Origin of the sequence: Bacteroides pyogenes DSM 20611 = JCM 6294, from assembly GCF_000428105.1 — a bacterium.
In the GTDB taxonomy this organism is placed as follows: Bacteria; Bacteroidota; Bacteroidia; order Bacteroidales; family Bacteroidaceae; genus Bacteroides; species Bacteroides pyogenes.
Window position 1 is genome coordinate 23,896 of the sequence record NZ_ATZH01000013.1, and the last position, 12,152, is coordinate 36,047.

Annotated in this window: 7 protein-coding genes and 1 riboswitch; all 7 genes read left to right on the plus strand. The window is 47.0% G+C overall.

The window, feature by feature from the left end; all coding sequences use genetic code 11:
• Nucleotides 1-29 precede the first annotated feature (29 nt).
• The 7 genes from C234_RS0104200 (at nt 30) to nrdG (ending at nt 11,888) form a co-directional block, all read left to right on the plus strand.
• Nucleotides 30-929 (plus strand): diaminopimelate dehydrogenase, encoded by a 900-nt coding sequence (locus C234_RS0104200; protein WP_027324751.1) that lies wholly within the window; start codon nt 30-32, stop codon nt 927-929.
• A 234-nt stretch (nt 930-1,163) separates the two neighbouring features.
• Nucleotides 1,164-3,179: a DUF3857 domain-containing protein gene (locus C234_RS0104205; RefSeq protein WP_027324752.1), complete on the plus strand. Its 2,016-nt coding sequence runs from the start codon at nt 1,164-1,166 to the stop codon at nt 3,177-3,179.
• 22 nt (nt 3,180-3,201) lie between these two features.
• Entirely contained in the window at nt 3,202-5,088 is a 1,887-nt protein-coding gene (locus tag C234_RS0104210; RefSeq protein ID WP_051290152.1) for a transglutaminase domain-containing protein, read from the plus strand.
• Nucleotides 5,089-5,812: 724 nt separating this feature from the next.
• Entirely contained in the window at nt 5,813-8,116 is a 2,304-nt protein-coding gene (locus C234_RS0104220; RefSeq protein ID WP_034537544.1) for a carboxypeptidase-like regulatory domain-containing protein, read from the plus strand.
• Between the two features lie 12 nt (nt 8,117-8,128).
• Nucleotides 8,129-8,455 carry a DUF3858 domain-containing protein gene (locus C234_RS0104225; protein WP_027324755.1) on the plus strand — a complete coding sequence of 109 codons (327 nt, stop codon included), beginning with the start codon at nt 8,129-8,131 and terminating at the stop codon, nt 8,453-8,455.
• A gap of 323 nt (nt 8,456-8,778) precedes the next feature.
• Nucleotides 8,779-8,959, plus strand: a riboswitch (cobalamin riboswitch).
• Between the two features lie 33 nt (nt 8,960-8,992).
• Complete coding sequence (locus tag C234_RS0104230) at nt 8,993-11,386, plus strand: anaerobic ribonucleoside triphosphate reductase (protein WP_027324756.1); 2,394 nt, start codon at nt 8,993-8,995, stop codon at nt 11,384-11,386.
• Nucleotides 11,387-11,396: 10 nt separating this feature from the next.
• On the plus strand, nt 11,397-11,888 hold the full coding sequence (gene nrdG, locus C234_RS0104235) for an anaerobic ribonucleoside-triphosphate reductase activating protein (RefSeq protein ID WP_027324757.1): 492 nt from the start codon (nt 11,397-11,399) through the stop codon (nt 11,886-11,888).
• Nucleotides 11,889-12,152 lie beyond the last annotated feature (264 nt).

Below are 12,152 nucleotides of genomic sequence, written 5' to 3' on the forward strand. Positions count from 1 at the left end.
GAAAATTGTACGCATAAAAAAAAATAAAAATGAAAAAAGTAAGAGCAGCCATTGTGGGCTATGGCAACATCGGACATTACGTGCTCGACGCCCTTCAGGCGGCGCCCGATTTCGAAATTGCGGGCATTGTACGTCGGGCAGGCGCCGAAAACAGACCGGAAGAACTGGCAAACTATGCCGTAGTAAAAGATATGAAGGAACTGGAGAAAGTGGACGTCGCCATCCTTTGCACGCCGACACGCAGCGTAGAGAAGTATGCGAAAGAATACCTCGCCATGGGAATCCATACGGTCGACAGCTTCGATATCCACGCCGGCATTGTAGATTTGAGACGCACGCTCGACGCCACTGCCAAAGAACATAAAGCCGTGTCCGTCATCTCTGCCGGATGGGATCCGGGAAGCGACTCCATCGTCCGCACGATGCTCGAAGCCATTGCGCCGAAAGGCATCACCTATACCAACTTCGGCCCCGGTATGAGCATGGGGCATACGGTTGCCGTGAAAGCCATCGACGGGGTAAAAGCCGCGCTATCGATGACCATTCCCACCGGAACCGGCATTCACCGCCGCATGGTATATATCGAACTGAAAGAGGGATATGATTTCGAAAAAGTAGCCGCCTCCATCAAGGCAGACCCCTACTTCGCCAATGACGAAACCCACGTCAAGCTCGTTCCGAATGTAGACGCACTGCTCGATATGGGGCACGGCGTAAATCTTACCCGCAAAGGCGTATCCGGGAAAACTCAGAACCAATTGTTCGAATTCCGGATGCAGATCAACAATCCTGCTTTAACCGCACAAGTATTGGTGTGCTCGGCACGCGCGGCAATGAAGCAACAGCCGGGATGCTACACGCTGGTCGAAATACCGGTCGTCGACTTGCTGCCGGGCGACCGCGAAGAGTGGATCAGGCATTTGGTATAACAAACCACGCCTCACATAGCGCGACTGCGCTTGCCGGTAAAAAATATGAAATCCATTTCTGTCACAACCCACAGTGGCAGAGATGGATTTTATTTTTGTACATGCATACCCGAGAACACTTCTCGTTATGGAATACAAGAAAAAAGGCCAATTGTTTTTTTACTGCCTGCTTTCTTTTTATTAATACATTCTTTTTTAACTTTGCAGCGCAATACTAAAAACACAAGTCTGATAATGAAAAAAACATTCGTATTATTCGCATTTCTATGCTTTTTTTTAACTCCGGTTTTATCATCGCAACAGCCTACGGACACTTTTAAACCGAGCCTGAAATACGGCAAACCCTCCGAAGAAGAGCTGACCATGACTACTTACGCTCCGGACACTGCGGCCGCTGCCGTCATTCTTTATTCAAAAAGCAGCGCGCGATACGACTTCATGTCCAACGAGTTCCGCATCACCTACAACTACGAAGTAAAAATCAAGGTCCTCAAAAGCGAAGGAACATCTTATGCCAACATCAGTATTCCTTACTACTTACATGCGAACAGTTCGCTTATGAAAGAGAGCGTCAGCCAGATAGACGCATCGGCTTACAATCTGGAAAACGGAAAGATAGTGCGCACGAAGATGAAACGCGACCTGATATTTGAAGAACGCCTGAACAAAGGATACATGCAAGTGAAGTTTTCCGTTCCTTCGGTGAAAGAAGGAACCGTATTCGAATACAAATATCAGTTGTATTCCGACTTCTATCAGGACATATCCCCGTGGGAGGCTCAAAAAGATATTCCCGTGGCATACACGGAATACGAAATAACCATACCCGAATATTTTGAATTCAATATCGAGATGCGCGGCAAACAGCACCTGCATTCCAAAAACGGTCAAGAGAGCTTACACTATTATCTGAAAACTCCTAACGGAGGGCAGGAAATGATTACTTGCAGCGGACAGAACATCCGGCTTACCGGAGAAAACCTCCCCTCTTTACGCTCCGACAGTTACATCTGGTGTGCCGACGACTACCGGAGCGGTGTAAGATTCGAATTAAGAGGACTGAGATTTCCCAATACTCCTTACAAACCGCTTACCCAAAGCTGGGAAGGAATCGACAAGAAACTGTTAGAAAATGAAGACTTCGGAAACCCGCTTAAGATGCGTAATCCTTACCGGGACGAGATGAAAACGCTCGGAATAGAAGAGTTGGACAGCCGGCAAGATAAAATTTCTCGCATCTATGAATATGTGAGAAAAAAAATCTCATGGAACAAACAATACCGCCTTTACAGCGAAGATGTGAAAAAAGCCGTAAAGGAAGGTACAGGCAGCAATGCAGACATCAACTTTGTGCTCATGAGCATGTTGCGCGACGCGGATATCCCCTGTTACCCTGTGGTGATGAGCCACAAAGGTTCCGGAATGTTGCCGATTACCCACCCCAGCATCCGAAAGCTCAATACTTTTGTCGTGGCAATAGCCGATACCGACGACACATTTGTTTTCCTCGACGGGTCTGCCACCGGAGGGTTCCTGAATACTTTACCACCCGGACTTATGGTAGACCGCGCCCGTCTGATTGCACCCGACTCAGGCAGCCAATGGGTAGATTTGAGCCAACTGGGCAAAAACCAGATACTTTCTGTCGTGAACGCAAGCGTCGATGCCGACGGAAGCATCACCGGCAAACGACAAAGCAGCTATATCGGCCAATATGCCGCAGAACTCCGCCACCGCTACCGTGAAGCCAAAGACAGTACGGAGTTCGTCAGCAATCTGGAGACGAGAGAGAACATCAAGATCAATGAGTTCAACCTGAAAGGAATAGACGAGTTCTCTCCGAAAGTGACGGAAACATTCAAGTTCGCAAAACAGGCGACCACCAACAATGACCTGATTTACATCAAACCGATGATATTCTTGCACACCGGCAAATGCCCGTTCATACAGACCGAGCGGCAATTACCTTTGGAAATGAGGTATAACGAGCAACTGACTCTGATCATCTCGCTGAACATTCCCGAAGGATACACGGTAGAAGAACTGCCTGCCGCCGTCAACATCAAGACAAGCGACGGGCAGGGAACATGCAAGTACCAAACAAACTCGCAAAACAATACGGTGAACATCAAATACACATTCGCCTACAACAAGCTGTTCCATCTGCCGGAAGAATATCCGGACGTAAAAGCTTTCTGGGAAGAGGTTGCCAAGAAAAACAACGAAATTCTGGTACTCAAAAAGATTTAAACGAACGATTTATCCTTTTCTTATGAATAATCTCATATATAAGATACAGTACGTGTTTGCCGGGCTTCTGAGCGCCTGCGCATTGCCTTTACAAGCGCAACATGCCGCTAATGCCAACTCGGTGATAGTCGATGCACAAACGAACATCGTATGCAAATCGATGACGCAATCGGTCGAAAAGCAGAGCCGGACGATTACCGTTTTGAACCCCAAAGGGTTGGACGCCGCACAATTTGTGTGCGGATGCGACATGTTCCGTTCATTGCAGAAGTTCTCCGGAGAGATTCTCAATTCCTCGGGACAAACCGTACGCAAAATAAAAAAATCCGATTTGCAGAAAACCGAGTACAGTTCCAATCTGGCTACGGACGATTACGTCTATTATTACAATTGCAACTTCTCTTCATTCCCTTTCACTGTGAAATATGAATGGGAAGTGAAATGCAACAACGGGCTCATAGGCTATCCCTCGTTCGTTCCCCAAACCGATTTCCTGCAGGGCGTGGAAAAAGCATCTTTCCGCATCGAACTTCCCGCCGGGCAGACGTGCAGGTATCACGCTTTAAACAACAATGACAATAAGATTCAAATCAAAGAATCTGCCGGAGATGCCGGACAAAGAATCATAGAGGCACGCGCGTCGCAGTTGGCACCGGTATCGGAAGAGCCTTTCGGACCGGCGTTCTCCGAATTGTTTCCGCGTGTCTATTTCGCCCCTTCGGCATTCATCTACGATAAGTCGGAAGGGAATCTCGACACTTGGCAGACATACGGCGCCTGGCAATACAAGCTCCTCGAGGGGCGGGGAACAATTCCCGAAGAGCTACGGTCAAAGCTCCACGAACTGACCGCCAATTGCCGTAACGACCGGGAAAAAGTAAAAGCCATTTACGATTATCTGGCCGAGACCACCCGTTATGTAAGCATTCAATTGGGTATCGGCGGTCTGCAACCCATTCCCGCCGCCAATGTATGCCGCACCGGATTCGGAGACTGCAAAGGACTCTCCAACTACATGGCGGCAATGCTGAAAGAAGTGGGCATTCCCTCCACATATACCGTCATCAGCACTGTCAACCGAAGGCTGCTTCCGGAATTCTCCAGCGCCAACCAAATGAACCATGTCATCCTGCAAGTCCCTCTTCCGCAGGACACACTTTGGCTCGAATGCACCAATCCTCAACTTCCGCTCGGGTATGTGCACCAAAGCATTGCCGGACACGATGCTTTATTGGTAAGACCTGAGGGAGGCAGCATATATACACTTCCCATATACGCCGATTCCCTCAATACGCAACACATCACTGCCGATATCAAGCTATCGCCCGATGCGGAAGCCCGGATAGAGGCAAGCGAAACATCCCGTCTATTCCAATACGAAAACAGAACAAACCTCTCATACTTAAAGCCGAATAAGCAAAAAGACCGGATACGCGAAGGAATCAAACTGCTGCAAGCCGACATCTTACAGTTGCGGATAGACGAACACAAGGAAGCCGATCCTTCCGTTACGGTTCAATATACAATAAGCAGCAACCAATACGGAGAAAAAACCGGCAATCGCCTTTTCATTCCTACAAATATCTTTCGGAAAGAATTCTACGTTCCTCACATCACCGAGCGTAAGACTCCCATCCACATCAATTACGGATATGCAGACACCGACAGCATCCGTATTCACCTTCCCGAAGGGTATGTGATTGAAGGCAGACCCGGAAACACAGAGCTGAAGACCCGGTTCGGCAACTTCAAATCGACCGTTCGGGTGGAGGGCAAAGAAGTTTTGGTCGTTCACGGTCTTTCCATTGCCAAAGGTGTTTATCCTCCCGAAGCTTATGCCGATTTCATCGATTTCAGAAAGAAAGTATCCGCACAATACAGCGCAAGAATCGTGCTGAAAAAAGAATAAAACACAATCTCCGACTTAAGATGCTCCGCAAAACTTTCGGAGCAAGTATTTACAAGATATGGAAGAACAAAAAGTGCACGCACTGAAACGCTCAAAACTTCTTTGTTCATCATCCGTTATGTAATTGCAAAATGAGACTGTTGCGCTCTTCTTCGCGCAACAGTCTCATTCTACTATTTTCTTCTCTGTCTGCCTGCCAACAATAGACTATTCGTTTGCGCGTAACTTCAAAGAAACAAACTTCCCATTATCAGCATATTACCCCAATAAACGGATATTATTCTATTTCAATTGACGACAAACATCTACAAAAAACATGATGATTGCAACCATTTGGTGCACAAGTTCCGTCTAATAAACAAAGAAGAAAAAACAAACCAATCAAAGATAAGTAAGTAATCAAAATTAAACGACATGTTTAGAATAGTTAATACACACTCCATTCCCTATATCCACCAAGGCTCTGTTGATGGCATAGAAAAGCATGTCTGCATTGGCATAACCATGGAGATTTATCCATTTCCTTTTCAGAATACACCAAAGTGTTTCGGCAAGGTTCAAGTGTAGTGAATATAGAGGAAGAAAACAAAGAATCCCCTTTTCACTCAAATGGGTTTAAATCCTTTTATCCATCTGTTTCGATGTACTATAATGTTATCAAGTACGATGAAGTTTTTGGAAATTATATAAAATAAGAAATACTCACTTAATTAAAAAATAATTTATGGATATTCGAAGATTGATAATAATATTTATTGCATTATACATTGGCACCTTCCCTTTGTGCGCTCGGAACGTGCTGCATGGCAATGTGGTGAACGAATCCAATGAAGCACTTTTGGGAGCTACGGTACGTGTGCTGTGCTCGGACTCGGTATTTGTCAGTGGTACAATAACAGACGATGTAGGCAAATTCCGCATAGAGGGCCTTGAAGCCGGAGAATACATATTAGCAGTGAGCTGCGTGGGATATATCAATTTATTTCTCAGTTTCGAGATGCCCGAGGAAGAATATACTTTGCCGACCACAGTTCTGAAAACAGACAATGTTATATTGGAAGAGGTAACCATAACGGGAAGTTCATTTATTCAGAAAAAAGACCATTTACTTGTCTTGCCGAACAAAACGCAAATGAAGCACGCCTTTTCCGGCTACGACTTGCTGTACAACCTGATGATACCGGGACTGACCATCGACCGGGGGAAAAAAACCGTGACTTCTATGACCGGTAACGCCACGCTCTACATCAACGGGGTTGAGGCTGACGTGCGCGAAATACAAAACCTGCAACCCAAAGATATTAAACGAGTGGAATATTACGTGTTGCCCACGAGTGGTAAGTTTGCAGGCGACGCAGCTTCCGTCAATTATATTACCAAGACATACCGTTCCGGAGGTTATATTACTCTGGACGGATGGCAGAACATCGGACATTTGGCAGGAGATTACAATGCAGGAGCCAAGCTTTCGAACGGCAACACCAATTATTCCTTTTGGGCAGGACATAACATGCGAAGCTACGACGGAACATCAATGGAGAAGCAGGAGGATTTGCTGTTTCCCCATTATACTATCCATAGGAAAACGAACCAGACTGGTATCGATTATTACAACAACCAGCAATACGCCCAATTAAAAGTGAGCAATGATATCAAAAAGCACAACCTGTCCGCTTCTATATCTGTGGTTCGTGACGCAACACCACATGACAAACGACAAGGTATTTTGGATTACGAAGGCTACGATCTGCATCATACAGGGTCTACTGACAATAGGGAGAATGAAAGCATGCGTTCGTCGGTGAATCTGAACGGGATTTTTTATCTGAACTCCGAACATCAACTTAAAATCCGACTGAACGGTGGATATACGCAAAACGACTATGTGAGGACGTACACAGAGGAAAAATTACAATCACTTTCGGAAGTGGACGAGGACCTGTATACTTTCGATGCGCAAGTGGCACATTTGTTCCAGCCAAATACTTCCAATTCACTGTACAGCCGGGTAACTCATTTCCATAACGTCACTTCGTCACTCTACAAAGGCAATCACGCTTCGTGGCAACACTTGTGGAAAGGGGAAACATTGTTCCAATTCGACTACACGCACAAGTTTGGCGATAAATGGACCGTGATGTTGAGTCCGGGGGCATCGTGGCTGAATTACAAACTACATGGTAATGAGTTGTCCGGCTCATGGAATATCCGTATCAATACGTGGGCGCGCTATGTGCCGGATACCAAACAGTGGATGGGTATCGGCTTTTCACTGGGGAACAACCAACCGGACATCAGTTACTTGAATACATCCAACCAAACCGTCGACCTGTACCAAATCAAACGGGGAAATCCTTATTTGGACAATACTACTTTGTATAATTGGTTTTTCATGTATGCAGGTCAATTTCACTCCCTGTTCAATTTTCAGGGTAAGACATGGTATACTCTGAACCGGCATAATATTTCGTCTACGTATTTTCTGGAGGGAGATAAACTGATAAGCAGTTATGCTTCGGACCAGTCGTTCAATACCGCCAACATTGAGATTGCTATCTCCAGCCGAATTTCGAAAAACTTACAGACAAATATCGGATTGAAATATGGTTACATGTATGTACCCGGTTGCTCAGGTTTGTCACAGAAGAATTTGTCTGCTTCGTTCGACGTAAGTTTTTTCATTAGGTCTTTCTCGGTGAACGGACATGCCAAGACTACCGAGAGGCTATTGGACGAACGGACACAGGTCTTTCGAAAACTGCCCGCTTCTTATGGTCTGTCGGTTCGTTACAGCGGAAAAAATTGGATGGCGGAAGCTGGGACGGAGAATCCGTTTACCAAACATATCCACTATCGGGAATATGCTGATTATGAGGTGTACCGATACAGTCAGAAACAAGCCAGCCGTATTTATCAACAGACTGCTTATGTGAAACTGGCTTACACGTTCGACTTCGGCAAGAAGACTTCCCACGACTCCAACGATGTGGACAGAAGTATCAACAGTGCGATCCTGAAAGCAAAGTAAATATAGAGAAATATGCCTAATTACAGCGATATTACCATCCATCACGGCTTTGCCCTTTCCACCGAACGTAAGACTCCCATCCACATCAATTACGGATATGCAGACACCGACAGCATCCGTATTCACCTTCCCGAAGGGTATGTGATCGAAGGCAGACCCGGAAACACAGAGCTGAAGACCCGGTTCGGCAACTTCAAATCGACCATTCGGGTGGAGGGCAAAGAAGTTTTGGTCGTTCACAGTCTTTCCATCGCCAAAGGTGTTTATCCTCCCGAAGCTTATGCCGATTTCAGAAAGAAAACTTCTTTGTTCATCATTCATAATGTAATTGCAATATGAGGGAAGGATATACTGAAGCAAAGCCGAACTCTCCCGATTATCATGCGGACAAGCCGCTTTTTTCTTCATAAAAGAATAGGTGTAAAGCAAAATCAAAGATCTCAAAGTTGTTTCAAGCGAGCCCTTGCGACAAGTTGTTTCGTACTGTTAAAAAAGGGAAGAAGAAAAAGACGAGAATAATGACAGCTTTCCCAAATGGGAAACTACATACAAGATATTTATAAAAAAGTTTTCCGTTTTGGACAACTTTCTCTTTCGATAAACATAAAAAGTTTTCCATCTTTTAATGTTAAAACGTTACCGAATTATCGTATAATCTATTATCTTTGTCTCACAGTTTCGGAACTAAAAGAGGTTTAGTCATGAGGGAACGCTGTGCGAATCGGCGACAGTACCCGCTGCTGTAATTCTCGTTGAATCCGTACACGATGCCACTTCATTCGATGAGGGAAGGCGTACGAGGGAGAGATAAGTCAGAAGACCTGCCGGAACAAACCTACATATTATTAATGTCTAACACTTTCGGGAGTTAAAGTTATGAACTACGCGGAAATTTGTATCATCAAACGTGATGGTAAGAGAGAAGATTTCTCTATCAGTAAGATCAAGAATGCGATCAGCAAAGCATTCAACGCTACCGGTATTCAAGATGAGCAGCAACTAATTGCCGACATCACAATGAATGTAATCAGCCAATTCTCCACTCCTACCATTACCGTAGAAGAGATTCAGGATCTGGTAGAGAAAGAATTGATGAAAGTACGGCCGGAGGTTGCCAAGAAGTATATCATCTATCGCGAGTGGAGAAACACCGAGCGCGACAAAAAGACTCAGATGAAACATGTGATGGACGGCATCGTGGCCATCGACAAGAACGATGTGAACCTGAGCAATGCCAACATGAGCAGCCACACGCCTGCCGGGCAGATGATGACCTTCGCCTCGGAAGTGACGAAAGACTATACCTATAAGTATCTTCTTCCCAAACGTTTTGCCGAAGCGCACCAGTTGGGCGACATCCACATCCACGATCTCGATTATTATCCCACGAAGACGACTACCTGCATTCAATACGATATGGACGATCTCTTCGAACGGGGATTCCGCACCAAGAACGGCAGCATCCGTACGCCGCAGAGTATTCAGAGTTACGCCACGCTGGCTACTATCATCTTCCAGACCAACCAGAACGAACAGCACGGCGGACAAGCCATTCCCGCTTTCGATTTCTTCATGGCGAAAGGAGTAGCCAAATCGTTCCGCAAACATCTGGCGTCATTCATCAACTTCTATGTAGCTATGGGAAATGGCCGGGAAGCTGAAGAGAGCGCAATCCGCAAACTGATCGAGGCGCACCTTCCCTCCATCAAATCGGGCGAATTGGATCGAGAAGCCTTACGTATCGCCCTGGTAGCCCTGCAAATCAATATAGACAAGGAACACTTAGCGCACATCATCGAGAAGGCGTACCTGCAAACTCAGAAAGATACGCATCAGGCGATGGAGGGATTCATCCACAACCTGAACACGATGCATTCCAGAGGCGGCAACCAAGTGGTGTTCAGTTCCATCAACTACGGAACAGATACGTCCGCCGAAGGACGGATGGTGATTGAAGAACTGCTGAAAGCCACCATCGAAGGACTCGGAGATCGTGGGGAAGTGCCGGTGTTCCCCATTCAGATATTCAAAGTAAAAGACGGCGTGTCGTATTCGGCAGCCGATTTTGAAAAAGCGATGAAAATGGAAAACATGGAAGACGCAATGAAAGCAAGTTACGCTGCGCCGAACTTCGACTTGTTGCTGAAGGCCTGCCAGACTACCGCAAAGGCGCTTTTCCCGAATTTCATGTTCCTCGACACACCGTTCAACCAAAACGAAAAATGGAAAGCCGACGATCCGAAACGATACATATATGAATTGGCCACGATGGGATGCCGCACGCGCGTATTCGAAAACCTCGCCGGAGAGAAATCGTCGTTGGGGCGCGGAAACCTTTCGTTCACTACGCTGAACATGCCCCGCTTGGCCATCGAAGCACGCATCAAAGCCGAGAGTCTGATCGAAGACGAACGGAAGAAAGACGCGATAGAACAAAAAGCCAAAGAGATATTCATAGAGTCGATACACAGCACCGCCTCGCTGATAGCCGACCAGCTTTACGAACGCTACCAATATCAGCGTACCGCCTTGGCACGCCAGTTTCCTTTCATGATGGGGAACGACGTATGGAAAGGCGGCGGCGCGCTCAACCCCAACGAACAGGTGGGCGACGTGTTGCGCAGCGGGACACTGGGCATAGGCTTCATCGGCGGACACAACGCGATGGTCGCTCTCTACGGCGAAGGTCACGGACACAGTCGGAAGGCATGGGATACGCTTTACGAGGCAGTGATGGAGATGAACAAAGTGGTGGATGAATACAAAGAAAAGTACGGTCTGAATTATTCGGTACTGGCAACTCCCGCCGAGGGGCTGTCGGGACGGTTCACCCGTATGGACCGCCGCAAATACGGTAAAATACCCGGAGTTACCGACCGTGATTATTATGTAAATTCTTTCCATGTCGATGTAAAAGAGCCTATTTCCATCGTAGATAAAATCAGGCGGGAAGCTCCGTTCCATGCCATCACCCGAGGAGGACACATCACGTATGTGGAGCTGGACGGCGAAGCCCAGAAAAACATCCGCGCCATTGCCAAAATCGTAAAGGTGATGCACGATGAAGGCATCGGATACGGTTCGATCAACCATCCGGTAGACACCTGCCACCAATGCGGTTACAAGGGAGTGATCTACGACAAGTGTCCTGTATGCAGAAGCGAAAATATTCTCCGCATGCGTCGCATCACCGGTTATCTCACCGGAGACCTCAGTTCATGGAATTCCGCCAAACGGGCGGAAGAGAAGGACCGGGTAAAACATCTGTAACATCCGGCACATGACCGTTTCGCATACCATACTTCCCCCGCTTCGTTTATTGGGAACTTATCCGGAAACGATTGTCGACGGTGAGGGCATCCGGTATTCCATTTACCTGGCCGGATGCTCCCACCACTGTCTCGGTTGCCACAATCCGGAAAGCTGGAACCCGAATGCCGGAGAGTTGCTCACAGACGAGCTCATTTCCCGAATCATCCGTGAGATTCGCTCGAATCCGCTACTCGACGGAATCACTTTTTCCGGAGGAGATCCGCTCTTCCACCCCGAAGCCTTCCTTCCCCTTATCCGGAGAGTGAAGCAGGAAACGGGGCTGAACATCTGGTGCTATACGGGCTACACTTACGAAGAAATCAAGGCCTCTCCCCGCCTGAACACCGTACTTCCTTACATAGATGTATTGGTGGACGGACGGTTCGAACAGGATTTATTTTCCCCCTATCTCGAATTCAGAGGAAGCAGCAACCAGCGGATTCTGCGGCTGAAAGAATAAATTAGACCGCTTTATCCCCGGCACCGGCGCCACACCGGCTTTGAAAAAAAGGCGGCGGGCTTTGAAAAAAAGGCGGCGGGCTTTGAAAAAAAGGCGGCGGGCTTTGAAAAAAAGGCGGCGGGCTTTGAAAAAAAGGCGGCGGGCGGTTCGAAAGCTCAATTGTGCTTTCGAACCGCCCGCCGAAACTTTATTGAAACTCGGCGAGGCAATCCCTAAAAAGCCCGGAATGACTTATTTCATGACACGCTCACGGAGGCAAAACCT

Excerpts from the sequence above, each read along its gene's own strand:
- C234_RS0104200 (WP_027324751.1), top strand. The coding sequence starts at position 30 with ATGAAAAAAGTAAGAGCAGCCATTGTGGGCTATGGCAACATCGGACAT.
- C234_RS0104205 (WP_027324752.1), top strand. The coding sequence starts at position 1,164 with ATGAAAAAAACATTCGTATTATTCGCATTTCTATGCTTTTTTTTAACT.
- C234_RS0104210 (WP_051290152.1), top strand. The coding sequence starts at position 3,202 with ATGAATAATCTCATATATAAGATACAGTACGTGTTTGCCGGGCTTCTG.
- C234_RS0104220 (WP_034537544.1), top strand. The coding sequence starts at position 5,813 with ATGGATATTCGAAGATTGATAATAATATTTATTGCATTATACATTGGC.
- C234_RS0104225 (WP_027324755.1), top strand. The coding sequence starts at position 8,129 with ATGCCTAATTACAGCGATATTACCATCCATCACGGCTTTGCCCTTTCC.
- C234_RS0104230 (WP_027324756.1), top strand. The coding sequence starts at position 8,993 with ATGAACTACGCGGAAATTTGTATCATCAAACGTGATGGTAAGAGAGAA.
- nrdG (WP_027324757.1), top strand. The coding sequence starts at position 11,397 with ATGACCGTTTCGCATACCATACTTCCCCCGCTTCGTTTATTGGGAACT.